The following is a 21,591-nucleotide window of genomic DNA, read 5'->3' as shown; positions in this document are numbered from 1 at the left end:
TGAACCTCTTCCTATTCTTGATACCTTTTTCGGGATATGGCAGGGCGTGGCCATAAGAAAGCCCAAAAAGGTTTGTAAGGGATTTCCGGGTTGAATGATGCCCAGGGATCACGGGCGAAGGCCGAAGATTAGGATCAAGGAACCAGACGTGCTTGGACTGTGCAGAATACTGATTGCGATCTTCGCGATGACGTGGGCGGCAACGGCCATGGCCGAGCCGCGCATTGCGCTGGTGGTCGGCAATTCCGCTTATGGTTCGGTCTCTGCGCTGGACAACCCGGTCAATGACGCGCGTCTGATGGCCGAAAAGCTGGAAGGGCTGGGGTTCGAGGTCCGGCATCTGTCCGACAGCAATCAGATCGATATGAAGCGCGCCATTTCCCAGTTCGGGCGCGATCTGCGGCGCGGTGGTGAGGATGCGGTCGGTCTGTTTTATTACGCAGGCCATGGCGTGCAGTCCTTCGGGTCGAACTATCTGCTGCCGGTGGATGTGTCGCTGGACGACCCGGCGGATCTGGACCTGATGGCCGTCGAGGCGCGCTCGGTCCTGCATCAGATGGCCTCGGCCAACAACAAGACAAACATCGTGATTCTGGACGCTTGCCGGAATAACCCGTTCGAAGATCTGGCCGATATGGACGACAATGGTCTGGCCGAGATGAAGGCGCCCACCGGCACCTTTCTGGCCTATGCGACCGATCCCGGTGGCGTTGCGCTGGATGGTGAGACCGGTAACAGTCCCTTTACCCTGAGCCTGGCCAAACATATCGAAACGCCCGGCATGGCGATTGAGCAGCTGTTCAAGAAGGTCCGGGTCGAGGTTCTGGACCAGACGCGCGGCTTGCAGACGCCGTGGGATACCTCGTCCCTGACGCAGGATTTCGCGTTTTCGCTGGAGACTGAAACCCGGATCGTTCAATCTCAGCAAAGCGAAGAGGAACAGTGGCAGCAGGCCGTGAACTCGCGCGATCCGGTGCAGATCATGCTGTTCATGCGCAGCTTTCCCGAAAGCGTCCACGCCGACAAGGCCAGCGATCTGTTGCAGGTTGTTCTGGCCGAATCCTTCGGCACCGCCCTGACGCCCCCAACCCCCGAGGCGGAGCCCGAAGTGGCCGATGCCAATGAAACCGACCGTCTGATGTTCGAACTGGCACAGGTGGACGATTCGATTCATTCCTACGAGGTTTACCTGCACAGCTTCCCGGACGGCGCGTTTTCGGATCAGGCCATCGAACGGCTGGCGGCGCTGCAGTTGCAGGGCGAGACAATGACTCGCAAGGCCGAGCCCAACGTGAAGGCCCCCGATACCCAGACCACCGGCACCATCGACGCCTCGGCTGCGGTGACGATGCAGTCGGTCCTGACCTTCGGAAACTCGCATGTGCGCGGCAAAACGATTGAAGAGCTGGTCGCAGGCTCACCGCAATTCCCACCTATCGAGGGGCTGCCGGATGAACTGTGGAAGAACCAGAACTGTTCGAACTGTCACCAATGGACCGCTGACGCGCTGTGCGAACAGGCGCAGACCTATGTCAAACGTCCGGCAGCAGGCAACGTGGCCAAACAGCATCCGTTCGGCGGCGGGTTGAAGGTCAATCTGCGCCGTTGGGCAATTGACGGGTGCCAGGGCTGAGCGTCCTTGGATTGCGCCCTAAAAACACCATTTGCAAATCCTGAGCAAATTAGTCGTATAACCCACGGCTCAGTCAGATCTTTCGGAATCACGCCCGGCCTTTACGAACTCAGCCCGCCTATCAGCCCGTGCGCGAAAGGAGCGCTCTATGACGCTTGCATCCTTCGCCCCGACGGATGGCCGTCTGGACGCGACTGGCCGCTTGCCGCTAGATGGTTTTTGAGACCGGCTTGCCGCAATGGGTTTCGCAGCAAGCCAACGTCTGGGTTGCTAACGCTCAGCTATGGACCTCGATCTTGCAGATCGACATCTCTTCGACCTCATCCCAGTCGATTTCAAGACCCAGCCCGGCACCGCCCGAGGCGTTGATGTAGCCGTCAGCGTCAACCTCGATCCGGCCAAGCGCGTCGACCTGAAAGTCGGCATAGGGCACCGGCATTTCGAAATAGTCGCAATTGTCGTAGGCCAGCATCAGGTGCAAGTTCGCCGCCATCGACAGGGCGCAGCCCCAGCTTTGGAACTCGACGTTGAAATTGTTGGCCTCGGCCAGCGCCATGACCTTGCGCGACGGCGTGATGCCGCCCGCGGTGGTGGCGTCGATGCGCACTCCGTCCCAGCAATCATGCCGCATGGCGTGGGCGATGTTCGGCAGGTCCACGATGGTGTTGCCGCCCGGCAGGATCGGCAGTTCGGTGCGGCGGCGCAGCTCGCGATAGCCGTCCAGATCGTGATCGGGGAAGGGCGCTTCGAGCCAGACATAGCCCATTTCATGCATCGCGCGGGCCACTTTCAGCGCGCCCTTGTGGCTGTAATAGGCGTCGGCGTCGAACATGAAATCCAGCCCCTTGTCGCCATGGGCGGCATGGACGGCGCGCATCATGTCGATATCGGCGTTGGGCTCGCATTTGTAGTGGAACTTGAAGGCGCCAAAGCCCTGTTCGCGCAGCTCGTCAATCAGATCGACATAAGGCTCCGGCCCGTCGAAAACCTGGGTCGAGGCATAGGCCTTAACCCGATCGCGCGCGCCGCCGAGGAACATATACAGCGGCATGTCCGCCCGTTTCGCGGCCAGATCCCACATGGCGATGTCCAGCCCGGCGATCGAGGTGTTGGGGATCGACAGGCGGCGCAGCTGCATCCATTTCCAGATATCCTCGCGGCGCAGCGCTGCACGGCCCAGCAGCCCTTTGAGCAGCGGGCGCATCCCTTCGGCCACGGCGCGGTCGAAATCATGTTCGGTGCAGGAAAACACACCGCCCGCACCCTCATACCCGTCCGAGGTGGTGATTCTGGCGATTGTATTGGTCGTCAGCAGTGCGGGTATGGTCGGCGACCATGAGAATTTGGGGATTCCGGTCTTGACCACATAGACCTGGATTCTTTCGATCTTACCAAAACGATCTTCTGTCATTTCAGCCATTTGCGCGCCCTCGGATGCGGGGGTTGAGGTTGAATTGCGTTCCTACGCTCTACTCAACTATGTCAAAGACTATTGACGATCAATAGATATATCAGTTAATGCGCCAAAAATCGATCACCGCCCAAATGGCAGTCAGTTGTAGAGGAGACCGCAGATGGCCAGCTTTGAATCGCAGTGGCAGAGCACCTATAAGGACAGCGCGGACAGCACTCTTCCCGTGTTCGCCGATGTCGATGTTGTTGTCGTCGGCGGTGGGGCCGCCGGTGTTGCGGCGGCTGAAACGCTGGGGCGCAAGGGGCGCTCGGTTCTGGTGATCGAACGCTATGGGTTCTGTGGCGGCGAGGCCGTGGCAGGCCTGTCCGGTACGATTTGCGGCATGTTCCTGTCGACCGAAAACGAAAAGGCCGCGCCCGAGCAGGTGGTCTTTGGCTGGGCCGAGAAATTCCGCGCCGCGCTGGAAAGCCGCAATGGCGTCAGCGGGCCGCAACGCTATGGCAAGACCTTCACCGTCACCCACGACCCGCTGGTCTGGCGCGAGGTTGCCGACGGTTTCCTGCGCGAGGCGGGCGTTCAGATCCTGTATCATTCGCAGGTCGTCGGCGTGCTGATGGAGGGCGACGCGTTTGGCGGCGTCATTGTGAACTCGAAGTCCGGGCTGGCGCAGGTGCGGGCCAAGCGGATCATCGACGCGTCGGGGGATGGTGACGTGATCCACCGTGCCGGTTTTGCCACCACCAAGGGCAACAACGGCGCAATCCAGAACCCGACCATGATCTTCCGCATGGGCGGCATCGACGTGGATCGGTTCTGTGATTACTGGGGCGAGGATACGATCAGCCCGCAAAAGGTGATCGACAAGCTGATCGCCGCCGACAACGAAGGTTCGCGCCTGCCGCGCAAGAAGATCTGGATTTTCCCGACCACCCGCCCGGGCGAGCTGATGGTGAACGCCACCCGCATTCTGGGCTTTGACGGGCGCGATCTGGATGTGACCAACCCGGTTGACCATTCCGAGGGCGAGTTGGTCGCCCGCCTGCAGGTGCGCGAATACGCGAACTTCCTGCGTCAGCACATTCCGGGCTGCGAAGAGGGCTATGTCAACGACACCGGGGTCGAGATCGGCATCCGCCAGACCCGTACCGTGACCGGCATCGCCACCCTGACCAATGACGCTGTGCTGGGCCGGGGCAAATCGCCCGACGCCATCGCCGCCTCACCCTGGCCGATCGAGCTGCATTCCGGCACCAAGCCCAAGGTCGAGTGGCTGTTCGATGACACCTACGAAATCCCCTATGGCACGCTGGTGCCGGTGCAGGGCGAAAACATCATCGTCGCGGGCCGCTGCCTGTCGGCCGAGCATGAGGCGCTAGCCTCGGCCCGTGTGACCGCGCAGTGCTTTGGCTATGGCCACGCTGCCGCGCTGGCGACCGATCTGTCGATCAACGAAGGTATCGCCATCCGCGACATCAAGGGTGCCGATATCCGCACCCTTCTGAACCAAGAGGGCGCGCGCCTGTAACCGCGCCTTCGGTGCCGTCCCGGTATGCGCTTTGGGGCCGTCGTTTGGCTCCGAAGCATTCCGGACGGCGGCTGACCAAGGCGTCCCGGGATCAGCCCATGGCAGGGCGCAGGTCGATGGTCGCCCTGGCAAATTCTTCAAGGTAATCGATCAGCGCATGGGATGCAGCGCAGGCTGCCGTCCGGTCGCCAGAGCTGACGGCGCGCAATATCGCGGCGTGCAGACCGGCGGCCTTCTGATAATCGTCAAAGGTCGCGTTGAAGAACCAAAACCGTCGCGACAGGCCCTGAACCGGGCGCATTGCGCGGATCAGATAGGGGTTCTCGGCTGCATCCGTCAGCGCCTCATGCGCCGTGCGCAGGGTTTTCAGAAAATCGGTCCGGTTTTCCACATTCTGCGCCATGCGGGGCAGGTCGTCGGCCAGAGCGGCCAGTTCCTTGCGCTGATGGTCCGAGGCATTGTCACAGGCGGATTCGACACAGATTGCCTCGACCGCGCGGCGGACCTTCAGCAGTTTGAGCTGATCGCCCGCGCTGATCTGCGGAACCTGAATGCCGCGGCGCGACTGAACCTCGAGCATACCTTCATGTGCCAGCTTCTGCAGCGCCTCGCGGACCGGAGTGCGCCCAAGGTTCAACATCTCGCCCAATTCGCGTTCGGTATACAGGCCGCCGGGGGTCAGCTGGCCGATAACCACCATCGCCTCCAGCGCTTCATACGCCTTTTCCGTATCTGTCACACCAAACTCCGATCAATTCATATATCAGGGTCAGCCCTTATTATGCCAAGCCGTCCTCTTCTGCCAGTTCAGAGTCCAAAGGCGTGCAGTCATGGCTTTTCGGTTTCCTCGCGCAGCCAGTTCAGGAACGTCTCGCGCGCTGGGGTCATTGCATGCGGGGACGGAGGGAACAGGTAATACCCTTCGACCTGTTTGACCGACGCCTCGAAAGGCCGGACCAAATGCTCCTTTGCCAGCAGATCGGACACCAATGTGTCATGGGCCATTGCCATCCCGGCATTGTTGAGCGCCGCCGTGATCGAAATCACGTAGGTCGAGGCCAGATTGACATTTCCGGATCTGCTGAACGGGATGTTGCTGGCCTTGCTCCAGGCATCCCATGTTCCGGTTGTTCCGGCACAATCGAACAGAACCGCCGTATTCAGGTCTATGTTCCCGCCTTGATAGCCGGGTGTGCAGACCGGAAAGAAATTGTCGGTGGACAAGCGTTCGGCGGACTCGAGCATTTCCTCGGGCCGTCCAAACCGGATTTCCATCGCCGCCTGTGATGCGTGACGCTCGGGGTCCCAGATCGGGGTCACAATATCGAGAACAAGCCATGGATAGCGCGCATAAAGCCGGTGCAAGCGCGGGGTCAGCCAGAAGACGGAAAACGCCATGTTGCACTGCACGCGCACGATCTCGCCGCTGGGAGAGCCGGTAAAGGCACGGGTCCCGCTGGCGATCAGGGCAAAGGCTTCGCGGATGCTGGGCAGATAGTTCGCGCCATCCTCGGTCAGCTCTAACACTCTGGTTTTGCGGATAAATAAGTCCCGGCCCAGATAAGCTTCGAGGTTTCGCACATGCTGGCTGACCGCTGATTGCGTCAGCCCAAGTTCATTGGCCGCGCGGGTGAAGTTCAGATGACGAGCGCTTTCTTCAAAGGCGCGCAGCCATGTCAGCGGGGGAAGGCCCGAGGCCGGGTCGATCATTCGCGATCACTCCATTAATTTTTCTAATAGTATAGCCAAAGATTCATCATTTGTCACCAAAGCCCATCCTGAGGCATCTCTTTTTGAATTCAGGAGGAGAGGGCCAATGCTGCAAACCGCGCATAGCGAAAACCTATCACACTGGGCGGAACGGGCGGATCTGGCGGCAACGTTCCGCTGGACGGCGCGGCTGAACATGCATGAGGCGGTCGCCAATCATTTTTCCCTGGCGGTCAATGAGGACGGAACCCGGTTCCTGATGAACCCCAACCAGATGCATTTCAGCCGCATCCGGGCGTCGGACCTGTTGTTGCTGGATGCGAACGACCCCGAAACGCTGGACCGTCCCGGCGCGCCGGACCCGACGGCGTGGGGGCTGCACGGTTCGGTCCATCGCGGTTGCCCGCATCACCGCTGTCTGATGCATGTGCATTCGATCTATTCCACCGTTCTGGCCTGTCTGGCCGACAGCACCCTGCCGCCGATCGACCAGAACACCGCGACCTTCTTCAACCGCTATGTGGTCGATGAGCATTTCGGCGGGCTGGCTTTCGACGACGAAGGCGCGCGCTGTGCCGCCGCCCTGCAGGACCCGAAAAAGAAGGTCATGATCATGGGCAACCATGGCGTTCTGGTCATGGGCGACAGCGTCGCGGACACGTTCAACCGTCTCTATTACTTCGAGCGCGCCGCCGAGACCTATATCCGCGCGCTGCAATGCAATGTGCCGCTGCGCGTCCTGTCGGACGAGATCGCCGAGAAGACCGCGCAGGAACTGGAAGACTACCCCGGTCAGGCAGAACGCCATCTGGCCGAACTGAAAGCCATTCTGGACCACGAAAACGACGACTACGCGAGCTGAGATCATGCCAGACTACGTCCCAACGAATGCGGCTTCTTCCGGCGTCAAGCTGGACAAGAAGACCCTGAAATCCATCGCTGCCCGGTCTGATCGTCCGGGCCTGATCTATCTGGCCAAATGGGCGGTGGCCCTTGGCCTGACCGGCGTGCTGGTCTGGTTCAGCCTCGGTACGCTCTGGGTCTGGCCCGCCATGTTTGTGCATGGCATCGTGCTGACCGTGCCCGCCTATTCCTTTAGCCACGAAGCGGCGCATGGCACCGCCTTCCGCACCCGCTGGCTGAACGAGACCGTTCTGTGGGTCACATCGCTGCTGTACATGGAAGAGCCGCTGCACCGGCGTTACACCCACACCAACCACCACACGCATACATGGCATGTGGGCAAAGACAGCCAGATGCCGTTTGACACGCCGATGGGCTTTGGCGGCTGGATGACCGAGATCACCGGCTTTGGCCTGCTGCGCTTTCACATGCAGGTGTTCTGGCATCTGGCCATCGGTCACTACACCGACACCATGAAAATGGTGACGCCCGAGAACGAGTTCGCGAAGATGACCCGCAACGCGCGGATCATGCTGGCGATCTATGCGCTGATCGCAATCGCGCCCTTCGTTGGCATCTGGTGGCCCATCTGGTTCATCGTGATCCCGCGCATCATGGGTGCACCCGTCATGCTGCTGTTCACCCTGATCCAGCATGTGGAATTGCAGGAAAACTCGCCCTCGATCCTGGACAGCACCCGGTCGTTCCGGGGGCACTGGCTGGCCAACTTCCTCTACATGAACATGAACAACCACGTCGAACATCACCTCTATCCGCAGGTGCCGTTCCACGCCCTGCCGAAACTGGCCGAGGCGGTGCAGGATCAACTGCCCGAACCCGACCCTGGGTTCCTGCGCACCAATTGGGAGGTCTTCGTGGTCACGCTGCGCCGTTCGCTGGGCCTGTCGACCAAGGCGGGTTCCATCCGGCAGGCCCCTCATATGATCACCAGCGGCGGGCCGATCGAGCGTGTCGCGGAAAGGACAATGTAAATGAAGCGCATCTACGATTTCAGTCGTAACCCTGCGGTCCGCAACTATACGGTTGCGGACCTCAAGGCACTCAAGGGGTCGGGCAAAAAACTGTCGATGGCAAACCCGGCGGACCGGGACCAGATCACCGCCTGTGTCGAGGCGGGGATTGACCTGTTCGTGGTCGGCACCGATCAGATGGAAGACGTGCGCGAACTGGCCCCGGCGCATTTCACCGGCGCGGGCTCAAGCTGGGCGCAGTTCGGATCAGACGATGAGATCGTCGCCCACGCCTATGAGGCGATGCGGCACGGGGCGGATATGTACTATACCCTGCGGTCCTTCGACGTGATGGAGCGTATGGCCAGCGACGGCATCCCGGTGCAAAGCCATATCGGCCTGATCCCCACCTTCAGCCACCATTGCGGCGGCCTGCGCGCCTTTGGCCGCAAAGCGGATGAGGCGATACAGGTCTGGAACACGCTGAAACGCATGGAAGATGTCGGCGTCTTCGCGGTCGAGGTCGAATGTCTGGCCGAAGAAGTGCTGGAAGCGGTGAACGACAAAACCTCGGTCGTCACCTTCTCGCTGGGCTCCGGCATGGCGGGCGACGCGATCTTTTCCTTTGTGGCGGATATCTGTGGCGAGGCCAGCGAAGAGGACAAGCCGCCGAAACACGCCTATGCCTTTGGACAGGTGGGCCGTCTGCACAAGCAGATCCACGAAGAACGCGTGGCCGCCTTGGGTGAATACCACCGCGAAGTCACGGCGGGCAACTTCCCCTATCCGCAAACCAACATCTCAATGCATGCGGGCGAGAAAGAGAAATTCCTCGAAGCCCTCGAAAAATGGACGCCGACCCATCAATGAACGACGCCACCGACTATAGCCAGGCCTTCGCCGCCAAGCCCCAGCCGCTGACGCTTGAACAAGCCGCCTGGATCACCCCCCCGATGCAGGCCGTCGATACCGAAGGGATGATCGACGTGCCCCGGATGCGCCGGTATCGCCAGAACCGGCTGCGCGAACAGATCAGGGCGCAAGGCCTTGATGCGATCATTCTGGTCGAGCCGCTGTCGATCCGCTACGCCACCGGCGTGCGCAATTGTACCCTGTTCCAGATGCATATTCAGGCCGGGTATCTGTTCATGCCCGCCGAGGGGCCGGTGGTGTATTTCGACTCGGAACCGGGTCGGAATACAGGCAGCACGCTGGAGACCATCGACGAGATCCGGGACGATCTGCTGCCGCTTTCCTATATGTTCGCAGGTCCGCGCCATGACGAATGGACGCGCAAATGGGCCGATCAGATGGATGATCTGATCCAGAAACATTGCGGCCCGGGCAAACGGAAAATCTCCATCGAACGCGCCGGTTTCCATGCCGAGCAGGCGCTGGTCGACAAGGGCCACACTGTGTCGGATGTTGCCCCGGTTCTGGCCCATGCCCGCAAGATCAAATCGCCCGAGGAAATTCTGGCGATGAACCTGACCATTGCGGTGGCCGAGGATGGCATGACCCGGATGCGCGACAACCTGCGTAACGGCGTGACGGAGCAGGAACTGTGGGCACATATGTGGTCGGCCCTGATCGAGGGTGGCGGTGAATGGCTGGATTACCGCCTGCTGGCCTCGGGCGAGCGGACGAACCCGTGGCAGCAAGAGGCATCATCGCGCATGATCCGCGCCGGTGATCTGGTGGTGTTCGATTGCGGCATGGTCGGGCCGTTCAGCTATGGCGCCGATATTTCACGCGCCTTCCGCTGCGGGCCGGGTCGGTCGTCTGACTATCAGAAAAGCCTGTATACCATGGCCCATACCGAGGTGATGGAAAACACCAAGCTGGTTCAAAGCGGTGCGGCCTATTCCGACATCGCGCTGAACCGCCACCTGCCGCCTGCGGGCTTTGGCGATCAGCCTTACCCCTGCATGATGCACGGGCTGGGCATGGCCGATGAATGGCCGGTGATCCTGCATTCCCCCGACCACCCGGAATTTTATGACGGCGAGCTTGAGCCCGGCATGGTGATCTGTGTCGAAAGCTATATCGGCGAGGTTGGCGGGGTCGAGGGTGTGAAACTCGAAGACATGGTGCTGGTCACGGAAAGCGGACCCATAACCCTGTCGCGTTACCCCTTTGAAGAAGAACTGATGACGAAAGAGGTCTAGGCACATGAGCGACTGGATTGAAGCCTGCAGCACGGATGACATCGACGAGGAAGACCTGATCCGCTGGGATCACGGCGGTCAGACCTATGCGATCTACAACACCGAAAAAGGCTTTTTTGCCACCGATGGCCACTGCACCCACGAAGAACAGCATCTTGAGGACGGTCTGGTCATCGACTGCGTGATCGAGTGCCCGCTGCATGGCGGACGTTTCGACATCTGCACCGGCAAGGCGCTGTCCGCGCCCTGTACCGAGGACCTGAAAACCTATCCCGTCAAAATCGAAAACGGTCACGTTTTTGTGCAGCTCGGATGACGCGCGCGGCTGATGACCTGTCGCTTCCATGCGGCGGGCCCATCAGCCAGCAACTAAGAAAACTAAGTCTACAGGAGGAGAAACATGAAACCACCCCTAATGGATCTGCCCATTAAGGTCGCAGATAGCGGCTTTTATCGAGGGTTTACAAAGGACGTAACCGTCTCGGCCAAATTGATCGTGGGCATCATTATCATCTGGGCTGTGGCCTTCCCTGATAATGCTGCCGCCTTTCTTGGCGGGATAAACTCGTTCATTCTGTCCACGTTCAACTACTGGTACGTCTACGCCATGGCGTTCTACGTGCTGACCTGTCTGGCGCTGGCGGTCTGGCCCGCATCCGGGCGGCTGAAACTGGGCCTGGACGATGACAAGCCCGAGTTCTCGAACTTCTCATGGTTTTCGATGATGTTCGGTGCCGGGATCGGCATCGGGATGCTGACCTTTGCGACAGCCGAGCCCATCTATCACTTCAAGTCCAACCCCTCGACCATCATGGGTCTGACCGAAGGCGAAACGCTGGGCAACGTGCGTGACGCCTATATCTGGTCGTTCACCCATTGGGGCGTGGCGGCTTGGGCCTCTTACGCGGTTGTCGGCCTGTCGCTGGGCTATTTCTCGTACCGTCGCGGCCTGCCGCTGACCATCCGTTCGGGTCTGACCCCGATCTTTGGCAAGGCGCTGTCCGGTCCGCTGGGCCACCTGGTTGACGTTGTGGCGGTTGTCGCAACCATTCTGGGTATGGCGCAAACGCTGGGCTTTGGCGTCGATCAGTTCGTGTCCGGCCTGTACCGGATCGGCTTTGGCGAATGGCTTTATACCGTTGATGCCGAAGGAACGCGCACCGTGTCCAAGGCGGCGATCATCTTCTCGCTGTTCGTGATCATGGGCGCCTCGACCCTGTCGGCGCTGTCCGGTGTGGGAAAAGGCATCAAGTGGCTGTCGAACCTGAACATGGGCCTCAGCTTCTTCCTGTTGGCCTTCTTCCTGATCTTCGGCTCGACCTTCTTTGGTCTGCAGGCGCTGGTTGTCGGGATTTTCGACTATATCACCAACTTGCCATGGATCCTGTTCAACGTCTGGAGCAGCGATGGCGTCGAAGGCTCGGTGGCCGATCAGCTGGCCAGCTGGCAGGGTGGCTGGAACATCTTCTACTGGGCGTGGTGGATCGCATTCGCGCCGTTTGTGGGCCTGTTCCTTGCCCGCGTTTCGCGCGGTCGTACCGTGCGTGAATACGTGATCGGCGCGATGTTCATCCCCGGCCTGATGTGCTTTGTCTGGTTCTCGATGGTTGGCGGCACCGCCATTGATCTGGAACTGAACGGCGATGCCAACCGCGCCATTCTGGATGCCGGTCAGGCGGATCAGCTGTTCGCCATGCTGGGCGTGATGCTGAGCGAGGGTATGGCCTGGGTCATGTCCCTGGTCGTCATGGTCCTGCTGCTGACCTATCTGGTCACTACGGCGGACTCGGGCGTTCTGATCATCAACACGATCAACGCAGCCGGTGACGAAGGCCCGAAAGCCCGCCCGCACATCCTGTTCTGGGGTGTTGCCATGGCGCTGGTTGTCGGCGGTCTGATCATCGCGGGCGGCTTGTCGGCGATCCAGACGGCCATGGTGATCGGAGCACTTCCGTTCAGCCTTGTGATGGTTCTGATGGGCATCTCGGTCCTGAAGGCGATCTACAAGGATGGCAAACGCCAGGCCGCAGGTGTGAAAAGCACCGTAAACGACGAAGTTGCCGCCGAATAACGCGGCATAAAGATATGGGCCGCCGGTTTCGGCGGCCCATTTTTCCCGGTTAAAGGGCGGCAATAGTCCGAACCTTTGGTGCCAGAGAATGGCCTTCTCATCCCAGCCAGTGCAAACGCCCCCTCAGGTCTGACCCTGCAACCAATCGGAAAACAGCCGGGCGGTTTCGGTTTCAACAACGTGATGCGGTCTGAACAGGAAATAGCCGTAGTCGGACAGCACAATATCTGACAGCCGGGCCAATCTGCCAGTGCCCAGTTCGTCGCTGACAAGATCATCCATCAAGGCGATGCCCTGACCGTCGATCACAGCCTGCGCCCGCACGTTCGGGTCCGGCACAATCAACGCGTCCCGCCTGGTTTGCAGGGGCAGGCCCGCCAGGGTCAACCACTCGGACCAGGCGTTGCTGTCGTCGCGATCCCGCAGCAGCGTCAAACGCGAGATTGCGTTCCCGATGCCCAATTGTGCGACCAGTTGCGCGGCTTCCGCATTGCCAACTGGGAACGATCGGATGGGCATGAATGGCGTGACCACGCCGTCCTGCCAGTTTCCGTTGCCCCAGCGAATGGCCAGATCGACATCCTGCAACTCGTGCCCCGAGAACTGCACCATGGGTTGAATTCGCAGCTGGACGTCCTGATGGCTTTGCATGAAGGACATCAGCCGGGGCGACAGCCAGCGTGCCGCGAAATAGGTCGAAACGCCAACAGTCAGGGTTTTCGATGTTGTGCCCTTGAGGGCAAGCAATCCGGCCTCGATCCCCTCGTAATGCGTCTGGCAGGCGGCCAGGACCTTTAGCCCTTCGCCGGTCAAAGCCACCCCGCGCGGCGTGCGCCGAAACAAGGCCATGCCCAGATCACCTTCCAGCGTTTTGATCTGATAGCTGATGGCCCCCTTGGTCATGTTGAGCGCCTCGGCGGCGTCAGAGAAACTCGGGTAGCGGGCAATTTCGACAAACTGCCTGAGAAGATCGTGATGGCGGAACAGGGTGCGCATAGTTTTTCGTACAAAATTCTTGAACGCATGGGAAAGAAAAACTCGATTTTCAAAGCCTGATCGCCATGCATAGCTGGTTCTGTTCCTACTGGTCGGAGGGATGACGTTGGGCAGGTTGAACGCATCGGGTTTGTCAGGCGATCGCGGCAGGATGCGTCGCGGGCGTTTGTCGCGCCATAACACGCCGCCCGAGGTTCAGCCGTTTCAGGGACGCAAGATTCCGCCATACGCATTGCTGAACGAAGCCGCGCTTGCCCGGATCGAGGATCAGGCGGACTGGATTCTGGACAGGATCGGGGTCGAGTTTCGCGGCGACCAGACGGCGCTGACCTACTTCTCCGAGGCGGGTGCCCGTGTCGAAGGTGAGCGGGTGCGGTTCAAGCCGGGTCATGCGCGCGCGCTGTGTGCCACCGCCCCCGAAGAATTCCTGCTACATGGCCGCGACCCAAAGCACACCGTCACATTGGGCGGTGACAATGTGGTGCTGATGCCCGGCTATGGCTCACCCTTTGTCAGCGATCTGGCGAGCGGTCGGCGTTATGCCACGCTGCAGGATTTCCGGAACTTCGTGAAGCTTGCCTATCGCTCTCAGGCTTTGCACCATTCCGGCGGGACAGTGGTCGAGCCGACGGATGTGCCGGTCAACAAGCGTCATCTGGACATGATGCTGGCGCATCTGACCCTTTCGACCAAACCGTTCATGGGATCGGTCACCGCACCAGAGCGCGCCAAAGACAGTATCGAAATGGCGCGGCTGGTCTTTGGGCGCGACATGATGGATCGCCATGCGGTGATGCAGGCCAATATCAACGTGAATTCGCCGTTGATCTATGATCACACCATGTCCGGCGCGTTGCGCGTCTATGCCGAGGCGAACCAGTGCGTCTGTGTTTCACCAGCGATCTTCGCCGGAGCCATGGGGCCGCTTTCCCCCGCGGCTGTGGCGGCGCAGACTTTGGCCGAGGCGATGGTGGGGATTGCGCTGGCGCAGCTTGTCCGGCCCGGTTGCCCGGTGGTGTTCGGCTCGTTTCACTCGACAATGAACCTGCGCAGCGGCGCGCTGACCTTCGGGTCGCCCGAGGCCAACATGACCACCATGGCGCTTGGCCAGCTGGGCCGCAGGCTTGGCGTGCCCGTGCGGTCCGGCGGCGGTCAGATCACGGCCTCAAACGCACCGGACGGGCAGGCGATGCAGGACAGCGTTGGCGCGATGTGGGCGACGCTGTTGTCGGGGGCGCATCAGGTCTGGCACGCGGCGGGCTGGCTCGAAGGTGGGCTGGTGATGTCCTATGAGAAATTCATCATGGATCTCGACCACTGCGGCGCGATGCTGAAACTGTTGCAGGGGTTTGATACCGATGACGAGGCGTTTGGCCGCGATGCCTATTTCGAGACCGGGCCGGGCGAAAACTTCCTGTCGACCAGTCACACGCTGCGCCACTACACCTCGGCCAATTACGAGCCGCAGATCGCGGATGCGGGCCCATATGAGACCTGGGTCGAGAACGGAGCGTTGACCGCGGATCAGCGCGCCTCGGCCCGCTGGCGGCAGATGCTGGACGACTACGAACACCCTGAAATGAAACCCGGTAGTCGCGCCGCGCTTGCGGCGTTCGTTTCCGAACGCAAGGCGGCAATGCCGGATGAATGGCATTAGAAAGGACCGAAAATGACCGAAGAGCTCAGCCGAACATCTGCCCTGGCATCCCGACACAGGGCGCTTGGGTCGGGGTTGGAGGACTGGAACGGCATGGGCACCGCCTGGACCTATGACACCGACCCCAATGATGAACATGACGCGGTACGGGAACGGGCAGGCATGTTTGACATGTCGCCGTTGAAAAAGGTCTTTGTGCGCGGCCCCGATGCGCAAGCGGCGCTGGATCATCTGACTACACGCGATCTATCGAAACTTGCACCGGGCAAGGCAGCCTATCTGTGCGTGCTGACCGATCAGGGCGGGATCGCGGACGATGCGATCGTGTCGAACAATGGCGGGGACGAATGGATGATCGTGCATGGCTCGGGCGACACGATGGCCTTGCTTGCGGCGTCGGCCAAGGGGCGCGACGTCGAGGTCGAGTTTACCGACGATCTGCATGATCTGTCGGTGCAGGGTCCGGCCGCGCTGGAGATTCTGAACGCCCATACGGATATTGACCTGACCGGGCTTGCCTATTTCGAACACGCCACCGCAAATCTGTTTGGCCATCCCTGCCGGATCTCGCGCACCGGATATTCCGGCGAACGCGGGTACGAGGTTTTTGCGGATGGCGCAGTGATTGGGGACATCTGGGACAAACTGGTCGATGCCGGCGTGATGCCCTGTTCCTTCACTGCGCTGGACAAGGTTCGGATCGAGGCCGGTCTGCTGTTTTACGGCTACGACATGACCGAAGAAAACACGCCGTGGGAAGTTGGGTTGGGGTTTACGATCAGCACAACCAAGGGCGACTTCCGGGGCAAGGCGGCCGTGTTGGCGGCCAGGGGGAACGAAAAGGTCTGCAATGTTTGCCTCGATATCGACCACCCGGACATGGTTGCAGGCGGTGAAACACTGTCTCTGAACGGCGAGGATGTGGGTGTAATCAACAGCCCGTGTTTCTCGCATCGGATGGGAAAATCACTTGCGTTGGGGCATGTCAGGCCGGGCCTTGCGGTTGGCACCAAACTCGAAGTGACGGGCGACGGTTTGAAGACATCGGCCTTGCTGGTGTCCGGCCCGGTCTATGATCCCGACAAGACCCGAACCCATGGTTAGAACCGCCATCCAACAACGGCATCAGGCGATAGAAGCCACTTGAAAAGCATGATCTGGGCAAAGATCGGGTAATGTTGCCGTCAGAACCCGGTTCCATCAGGTGGTTTTCATGCCCAAACACGTCCAAAAGAAGGTTGAAAGACAAGGCGTTGCCTGTGCGGGCAATTGGATCCTGGACACGGTTCACACAATTTCGCATTGGCCCGAGAAATCGGACCTTGCGCGCATTGAAACGCAGCATGTGGGCCTTGGAGGCGGTCCGGCAAATGTCGCGTTGGGTTTGAAGGCGATGAAGGTGTCTTACCCGATTTGGCCAATCGGTCTCATAGGCGCCGGAGCGTTGGGAGACGAAGTCCTGCGCCTGTGCAAAGAGGCTGGGTTGCCCTTGGACGGGTTGCAGCGAACGGCGCAAGCGGCCACGTCCCAGACCCACGTGATGAACGTTCCGGGCGATAGTCGGACCTTCTTTCACTATCCGGGAACCAACAGCCATCTGGATGCATCCGCGATCAATATCGAGCATCTGTCAGAGTCTGGCGTCAAGCTGCTGTATCTTGGCTACCTGACCTTGCTTGATCAGTTGGACGTCGTTTTGCCCGGTGGCGAAACCGTTGCGGCACAGGTTTTGTCACAGGCTCGCGCAAAGGGCATTCAAACCTGCGTTGACCTCGTGTCGTTCAAGTCGGACAGGTTCAGGGATGTGGTCGAAGCCACGCTGCCCGCGATTGATGTTCTGTTTGCCAATGAGCAAGAGGCCGAGCACGCAACCGGAGTGGCTGTGGCCGGTTCCGCCGATGCGATGATGCAGGCTGCCCGCGCTTTGAAGGCGGGCGGTGTGAAAAAGGCCGTTGTTCTGCATTCTCCGGAGCAGGTCGTTTGGTGTGGCAATGACGCAGAGTATTCGATTGAACCGGACCCCATCCCTGTGAACCAGATCATCAGCCCGGTCGGCGCGGGGGATGCCTTTGCCGCCGGTGTCATTCACGGTCTGCACGAGGATTGGCCCATTCAAAGCAGCCTTAGGTTCGGGATGCGCGCGGCGGTGGCGTGCCTGTCAGGCTATACGGCAACCGAAGGTATGACCGATCTTGTTGCACCGACAAAGCCGCCATAAGGGCGACAATTGCGTTTTGCCCGGCAGCGACCGCGGCTCAGGTCAAAATCCGCTCGACCACCCGGCGGCCAAAATCATGGGTTGGTCCTTCCCAATGCGGGCTGAGGCGTCCTCCGTCATAAGCCGGGGACAGACGGCCCTGTTGCAACAGTTCCAGCATGCCCAGATCTTCGCGGTTCAGATCGTCCCACATCTGCATCAGTTCGGCCCGCGCCTCGGCATGGTCGTCCGAGGTGGCGGCATCGCCGATCAGAAAGACATGCAGTTCTTCGCGGGTTTTGTTCGGGGCAATCGGATAGCTGACCAGCACGGTGAATTGATCGGGGAAGACTTCGGCGGCGAAATGCGGGAAGCACAGGAACCAGAGGCCCCGTTTGGCATCCTGCTCCGACAGGCCGGGATAATGGGGCAGGCGGTCGCCTCGGCCTTCGCCCAGTTCCGGGAAGATATAGTCGTTATAGAACACATGCCGGTCCCATTCGCCGGACCAGCGCACGTTCATGGGCGCGAATTTCAGCAGCTTGGGATGTACCGAAAAGACGTGATAGCCCTCCATGTAGTTTTCATAGACCAGCTTCCAGTTGGCCTCGACCTCAAAATCGATCTTGCCGGCCCAGCGGATCGACGTGAAATCATATCCCGGCGTCCGTTCAAGCATCGGTGCCAGCCACTCCTGCAGCGGTTCAGCATCGCCCGAGACGTTGACGAAGATGCAACCGTTCCAGACCTCGGACCGCACCGGCACCAGATCCAGCTTGTCGCCGCCACCATCCTTGAACCGGTCGGTCACGTCAGGTCCGCTGAAATGCGGCCGCGCCCGCAGCTTGCCGTTCAGCCCGTAAACCCATGCGTGATAGGGGCAGGTCAGGGTTGACCTTTTACAAGGTTCCGTCACCAGTTTCAGCCCGCGATGGCGGCAGACATTGTGCAGCGCCCGAATTTCCCCATCCTGATCGCGCAGAATGATCAGCGGGGCACCTCCGATTTCCAACGGTTTCATGTCGCCGGGTTCGGGCAATTCGGCCGCCGCACCCGCAAACACCCAGGACCGGCGAAAACAGTGCTCTTTCTCAAGCGCCAGCCATTCGTCAGACCAATAGGCGGCATTGGGCAGCCCGCTGGCCTCTTCGATCGGGGCAAAGGTTTGGGCAAAGCCTTCGGGGCCAAGCAGCTCCTTGACCTTTTGCAAAACTGGCGTGTCCGGGAATTGTCCGTCCATCTGCTGCTCCATTCAGAAAATTCTTGCGGGCTTAGGAAAATTATGCACGGTAAATTTTCATGAACGTCAAGAAAAATCATCAAACAAGTTCTCGAGACTCGCTTGGCAAACTGGGCGAAGACCTGCGCGCATTGCGCAAGGCGCAGAAGATGACGTTGAACGATCTGGCCGAGGTGTCGGGGCGATCGGTGTCTTTCCTGTCCAAGATTGAACGCGGTCTGGCACGCCCTTCGGTTACTGCGCTGCAGGAAATTGCCGAGGCGCTTGGCGTTCCGGTGGGCTGGTTTTTCGAAACCGACACGCCCACCCCCGCCGAGGAACGCCCCTATATCGTGCGCGCTGACCGGCGGCGAAAGCTGACATACTCGGGCCTGTCGGGCACGGATTACATGGGGTTCGAAGACCATCTTTTGTCGGCCAGTCTGGACCGGCAACTGGCGATGGGCATTTCCACCTACGAACCCGGCGGCAGTACCGGCGATGACCTTTATACCCACGAAGGCGAAGAGGCCGGGATGGTTCTGCGAGGCGAGATCGAACTGACGCTGGACGATCAGGTGTTTCACCTGAAAACCGGCGACAGTTTCGGCTTTTCCGCCGACATTCCACACAGGTATCGCAATCCCGGCAGGGTCGAGGCCCAGATCGTCTGGGCCAACACGCCGGTCACACTGAAAAGATAGGCAATGACGGAACACGCGCGCGTAGTTGTGATCGGCGGCGGCAATATGGGTGCGGGTGTGCTGTATCACCTGGCCCATATGGGCTGGACCGATTGTATCCTGATCGAGAAATCCGAACTGACCAGCGGCGCGACCTGGCACGCCGCCGGTCTGGTCAGCCGCATGGTCGGCGGGCAGGCGCTGGGGTCGATCCATGACTATGGCGTGGACCTGTACAAGCGGATCGAGCGTGAAACCGAGGTTGGCGTCAGTTGGCACAATTGCGGCTCGTTGCGAGTGGCAACCAGCCCCGCGCATATGGACTGGATCAACCACATCCGCGACGCGGTGCTGGCGCGCGGGCAAGAGGCTCATATCATCGACGCGACCGAGGTGGCGCGGCTGAACCCGCTATATGACGTCGAGGCGGCGGGTGTTCTGGGCGCGATCCACACGCCGGATGACGGACATGTTGATCCCTCGGGCACCTGTCAGGCTATGGCCAAGGGTGCACGGCAGTTGGGGGCGCAGGTGCGGCGCAATTGCCGGGTAACAGGCCTGATGCAGCTTCCCTCGGGCGAATGGCAGGTCGAGACCGAGCAGGGCACGATCATCGCCCAGCATGTGGTCAATGCTGCGGGGTATCACGCCCGGCAGGTGGGGGCGATGGTCGGGCTGGACCTGCCGATCACCACCATGCTGCACCACTACGTCGTGACCGACGAGGTGCCCGAATTTACATCGATGACGCATGAGATCCCCGTCACGCGTGACGACTATTTCTGCGGCTATACACGGCGCGAACAGGGGTCCGCCCTGATCGGTCTCTATGACAAGCAGGACCCGCAATCGGTCTGGCCCGATGGCTGCCCCTGGGACAGTGAGAACGAGCTGTTTGAGCCCAACTGGGACGGTATCACCCCGTGGCTGGAAAACTGTTTCGAACGTATGCCCGCCCTGATGAATCGCGGGATCAAGCGGGTGGTGAATGGCGGTATCACCTATACGCCTGACGGCGCGATGTTGCTTGGCCCTGCGCCGGGGTTGCGGAATTTCTGGCTGGCGTGTGGGGCTACCGTGGGCATTGCCTGGGGGCCGGGGGCAGGGCGCGCGCTGGCCGAATGGATGATCGAAGGCAGCGCGGGTATTTCGACCCGTGCCTTTGATCCGCGCCGGTTCGGCATCTGGGCGGACGCCGACTATGCCCGCCAGCGCGCGACCGAGGATTACACGCTGCGCCAAGCCATGCCCTATCCGCAGCACCAGCGCCAAACCTGCCGCGACGTGAAACGATCCGGCGCCCATGACCGCAGCGCCGCACTTGGGGCCACGTTCGAAGAGGCAGGAGGTTGGGAACGCCCCCGCCTTTACGCGCCCGAGCCAATGGGCTGGCGACGCACCAGCAGCTTTCAGCAAACCGCTGCGGAATGCCATGCGGTCCGCAACCATGTGGGCCTTGCGGATCTTTCGGCCTTTGCCAAATTCCGGATCGAAGGGCCGGGGGCCGAAGCGTGGCTGAACGCGGTCTGCGCCAACAGGATGCCGCGCGTGGGGCGGACCTGTCTGACACTGCTTCTGAACCGTAAGGGCACAATCGAAGGCGAGGCCACCATCGCCCGCACGGGGCCAGACAGTTTCTATTTTGTCACCGGCGCGCCCTCGGAACGGCGGGTCTGGGATTGGCTGACCCTGCATTGCGGTGTGCCGATGGAGGGCGTGACAATCCGGAACGAGACCGATGCAATCGGTCTCCTGTGCCTCGCCGGTCCCAAAGCGCGTGAGGTTCTGGAAACCGTCACCCCGGACGATGTCAGCAACAAGGCCCTGCCGTGGCTTTCGACCAAACAGATCACCATCGCAGGTATTTCCGTTCACGCCCTGCGGCTCAGCTTTACCGGAGAGCTGGCCTATGAGCTTCACGCCCCCAACGATCAATTGGGTGCGTTGTGGGATGTGCTGTGGAACGCTGGGCAGGCCCACGGCTTGGCCCCGTTCGGAACCCGCGCGCTGGACAGTCTGCGGATCGAGAAATTCTATCGCGGCGGCCACGAACTGGCCAACGATGCCAGTCACAAGGATGTCTGTCAGGAACGGTTTGCGGCCACCGACAAGGATTTCGTGGGCCGCTCGGCCATGCTGGCCCGCCAACCGCAAAGCCGCATCGCCCTGCTGGCGCTTCAGGGTGAAACCACCGATGCGCTGATCGGCGAAGCGGTGTTTCTGAACGGTGAACGGGTCGGCTCGATCACCTCGGCGGCCTATGGGCACAGCGTTGATCAATCTTTGGCCATTGCCTTCCTGAAAGATCACGCACGCGCCGCCGGGACGTTGGTGCATGTCTCGCTTCTCGGGCGATTGATCGACGCGACCGTCCTGTCCGAGGCCCCATGGGACAGGAGCAACGCCAGAGCAAAAGCCTGAAGCTATGTCTGCGACCTCTTACC

The 21,591-nt window shown here is 60.6% G+C and carries 18 protein-coding genes; 13 read left to right on the top strand and 5 right to left on the bottom strand.

The window, feature by feature from the left end:
• Positions 1–148 precede the first annotated feature (148 nt).
• Positions 149–1,633: a caspase family protein gene (locus tag ACR0AC_RS11200; RefSeq protein ID WP_480873402.1), complete on the top strand. Its 1,485-nt coding sequence runs from the start codon at positions 149–151 to the stop codon at positions 1,631–1,633.
• A gap of 277 nt (positions 1,634–1,910) precedes the next feature.
• On the opposite strand, the gene ACR0AC_RS11195 is transcribed toward ACR0AC_RS11200, so the two are convergent.
• Entirely contained in the window at positions 1,911–3,053 is a 1,143-nt protein-coding gene (locus ACR0AC_RS11195) for a mandelate racemase/muconate lactonizing enzyme family protein (protein ID WP_480873400.1), read from the bottom strand.
• 154 nt (positions 3,054–3,207) lie between these two features.
• Between ACR0AC_RS11195 and ACR0AC_RS11190 the strand changes: the two genes are divergently transcribed.
• A complete protein-coding gene (locus ACR0AC_RS11190) occupies positions 3,208–4,572 on the top strand; it encodes an FAD-dependent oxidoreductase (protein ID WP_480873398.1) in 1,365 nt (454 codons plus the stop codon).
• Between the two features lie 91 nt (positions 4,573–4,663).
• Here the strand turns inward: ACR0AC_RS11190 and ACR0AC_RS11185 are convergent, their stop codons facing one another.
• Both ACR0AC_RS11185 and ACR0AC_RS11180 read right to left on the bottom strand, forming a co-directional pair.
• Entirely contained in the window at positions 4,664–5,311 is a 648-nt protein-coding gene (locus ACR0AC_RS11185; protein WP_480873396.1) for a GntR family transcriptional regulator, read from the bottom strand.
• An 89-nt stretch (positions 5,312–5,400) separates the two neighbouring features.
• Positions 5,401–6,282, bottom strand: coding sequence for a LysR family transcriptional regulator (locus tag ACR0AC_RS11180; protein ID WP_480873394.1), 882 nt, complete (start codon positions 6,280–6,282; stop codon positions 5,401–5,403).
• A gap of 106 nt (positions 6,283–6,388) precedes the next feature.
• Here ACR0AC_RS11180 and ACR0AC_RS11175 point away from each other — a divergent pair, with 106 nt between their 5' ends.
• The 6 genes from ACR0AC_RS11175 to ACR0AC_RS11150 all read left to right on the top strand — a co-directional run bounded on the left by ACR0AC_RS11175 (position 6,389) and on the right by ACR0AC_RS11150 (position 12,395).
• Positions 6,389–7,144, top strand: a complete 756-nt coding sequence (locus ACR0AC_RS11175; protein ID WP_480873392.1) for a class II aldolase and adducin N-terminal domain-containing protein — start codon at positions 6,389–6,391, stop codon at positions 7,142–7,144.
• Between the two features lie 4 nt (positions 7,145–7,148).
• On the top strand, positions 7,149–8,177 hold the full coding sequence (locus ACR0AC_RS11170; protein ID WP_480873391.1) for a fatty acid desaturase: 1,029 nt from the start codon (positions 7,149–7,151) through the stop codon (positions 8,175–8,177).
• Complete coding sequence (locus ACR0AC_RS11165) at positions 8,178–9,026, top strand: 3-methyl-2-oxobutanoate hydroxymethyltransferase (RefSeq protein WP_480873390.1); 849 nt, start codon at positions 8,178–8,180, stop codon at positions 9,024–9,026. It abuts the gene before it with no gap.
• Positions 9,023–10,324: a M24 family metallopeptidase gene (locus ACR0AC_RS11160; protein WP_480873388.1), complete on the top strand. Its 1,302-nt coding sequence runs from the start codon at positions 9,023–9,025 to the stop codon at positions 10,322–10,324. Before ACR0AC_RS11165 ends, ACR0AC_RS11160 begins: the two co-directional genes overlap by 4 nt.
• Positions 10,325–10,328: 4 nt before the next feature.
• Positions 10,329–10,640 carry a non-heme iron oxygenase ferredoxin subunit gene (locus tag ACR0AC_RS11155; RefSeq protein ID WP_170622557.1) on the top strand — a complete coding sequence of 104 codons (312 nt, stop codon included), beginning with the start codon at positions 10,329–10,331 and terminating at the stop codon, positions 10,638–10,640.
• Positions 10,641–10,724: 84 nt separating this feature from the next.
• Entirely contained in the window at positions 10,725–12,395 is a 1,671-nt protein-coding gene (locus tag ACR0AC_RS11150) for a BCCT family transporter (protein ID WP_480873386.1), read from the top strand.
• A 123-nt stretch (positions 12,396–12,518) separates the two neighbouring features.
• On the opposite strand, the gene ACR0AC_RS11145 is transcribed toward ACR0AC_RS11150, so the two are convergent.
• Entirely contained in the window at positions 12,519–13,391 is an 873-nt protein-coding gene (locus ACR0AC_RS11145) for a LysR substrate-binding domain-containing protein (RefSeq protein ID WP_480873384.1), read from the bottom strand.
• Between the two features lie 100 nt (positions 13,392–13,491).
• On the opposite strand from ACR0AC_RS11145, the gene ACR0AC_RS11140 reads away from it, so the two are divergent.
• From ACR0AC_RS11140 to ACR0AC_RS11130, 3 genes are all read left to right on the top strand, one after another.
• Positions 13,492–15,048 carry a trimethylamine methyltransferase family protein gene (locus ACR0AC_RS11140; RefSeq protein ID WP_480873382.1) on the top strand — a complete coding sequence of 519 codons (1,557 nt, stop codon included), beginning with the start codon at positions 13,492–13,494 and terminating at the stop codon, positions 15,046–15,048.
• A gap of 12 nt (positions 15,049–15,060) precedes the next feature.
• Entirely contained in the window at positions 15,061–16,152 is a 1,092-nt protein-coding gene (locus tag ACR0AC_RS11135) for an aminomethyl transferase family protein (protein WP_480873380.1), read from the top strand.
• Between the two features lie 109 nt (positions 16,153–16,261).
• The gene (locus ACR0AC_RS11130; protein WP_480873378.1) at positions 16,262–17,266 is read left to right on the top strand and encodes a carbohydrate kinase family protein; all 1,005 of its coding nucleotides are present in this window, start codon (positions 16,262–16,264) and stop codon (positions 17,264–17,266) included.
• A gap of 37 nt (positions 17,267–17,303) precedes the next feature.
• On the opposite strand, the gene ACR0AC_RS11125 is transcribed toward ACR0AC_RS11130, so the two are convergent.
• Positions 17,304–18,485 (bottom strand): aromatic ring-hydroxylating oxygenase subunit alpha, encoded by a 1,182-nt coding sequence (locus ACR0AC_RS11125; protein ID WP_480873376.1) that lies wholly within the window; start codon positions 18,483–18,485, stop codon positions 17,304–17,306.
• A 59-nt stretch (positions 18,486–18,544) separates the two neighbouring features.
• On the opposite strand from ACR0AC_RS11125, the gene ACR0AC_RS11120 reads away from it, so the two are divergent.
• Positions 18,545–19,168 (top strand): cupin domain-containing protein, encoded by a 624-nt coding sequence (locus tag ACR0AC_RS11120; RefSeq protein WP_480873374.1) that lies wholly within the window; start codon positions 18,545–18,547, stop codon positions 19,166–19,168.
• Positions 19,169–19,171: 3 nt separating this feature from the next.
• Positions 19,172–21,568 carry an FAD-dependent oxidoreductase gene (locus ACR0AC_RS11115; RefSeq protein WP_480873372.1) on the top strand — a complete coding sequence of 799 codons (2,397 nt, stop codon included), beginning with the start codon at positions 19,172–19,174 and terminating at the stop codon, positions 21,566–21,568.
• The last annotated feature ends 23 nt before the right edge of the window (positions 21,569–21,591 follow it).

The organism is Ruegeria sp. H7, from assembly GCF_056532945.1.
Note: the sequence above shows the minus strand (reverse complement) of the source record. Positions and strands in the feature narration are given on the sequence as shown.

Bases quoted from the DNA above. Each gene is read 5' to 3' on its own strand.
- ACR0AC_RS11180 (WP_480873394.1), bottom strand. From the start codon at position 6,282: ATGATCGACCCGGCCTCGGGCCTTCCCCCGCTGACATGGCTGCGCGCC.
- ACR0AC_RS11120 (WP_480873374.1), top strand. From the start codon at position 18,545: ATGAACGTCAAGAAAAATCATCAAACAAGTTCTCGAGACTCGCTTGGC.
- ACR0AC_RS11175 (WP_480873392.1), top strand. From the start codon at position 6,389: ATGCTGCAAACCGCGCATAGCGAAAACCTATCACACTGGGCGGAACGG.
- ACR0AC_RS11170 (WP_480873391.1), top strand. From the start codon at position 7,149: ATGCCAGACTACGTCCCAACGAATGCGGCTTCTTCCGGCGTCAAGCTG.
- ACR0AC_RS11115 (WP_480873372.1), top strand. From the start codon at position 19,172: ATGACGGAACACGCGCGCGTAGTTGTGATCGGCGGCGGCAATATGGGT.
- ACR0AC_RS11165 (WP_480873390.1), top strand. From the start codon at position 8,178: ATGAAGCGCATCTACGATTTCAGTCGTAACCCTGCGGTCCGCAACTAT.
- ACR0AC_RS11190 (WP_480873398.1), top strand. From the start codon at position 3,208: ATGGCCAGCTTTGAATCGCAGTGGCAGAGCACCTATAAGGACAGCGCG.
- ACR0AC_RS11155 (WP_170622557.1), top strand. From the start codon at position 10,329: ATGAGCGACTGGATTGAAGCCTGCAGCACGGATGACATCGACGAGGAA.
- ACR0AC_RS11125 (WP_480873376.1), bottom strand. From the start codon at position 18,485: ATGGACGGACAATTCCCGGACACGCCAGTTTTGCAAAAGGTCAAGGAG.
- ACR0AC_RS11195 (WP_480873400.1), bottom strand. From the start codon at position 3,053: ATGGCTGAAATGACAGAAGATCGTTTTGGTAAGATCGAAAGAATCCAG.
- ACR0AC_RS11130 (WP_480873378.1), top strand. From the start codon at position 16,262: ATGCCCAAACACGTCCAAAAGAAGGTTGAAAGACAAGGCGTTGCCTGT.
- ACR0AC_RS11145 (WP_480873384.1), bottom strand. From the start codon at position 13,391: ATGCGCACCCTGTTCCGCCATCACGATCTTCTCAGGCAGTTTGTCGAA.
- ACR0AC_RS11160 (WP_480873388.1), top strand. From the start codon at position 9,023: ATGAACGACGCCACCGACTATAGCCAGGCCTTCGCCGCCAAGCCCCAG.
- ACR0AC_RS11150 (WP_480873386.1), top strand. From the start codon at position 10,725: ATGAAACCACCCCTAATGGATCTGCCCATTAAGGTCGCAGATAGCGGC.
- ACR0AC_RS11135 (WP_480873380.1), top strand. From the start codon at position 15,061: ATGACCGAAGAGCTCAGCCGAACATCTGCCCTGGCATCCCGACACAGG.
- ACR0AC_RS11140 (WP_480873382.1), top strand. From the start codon at position 13,492: ATGACGTTGGGCAGGTTGAACGCATCGGGTTTGTCAGGCGATCGCGGC.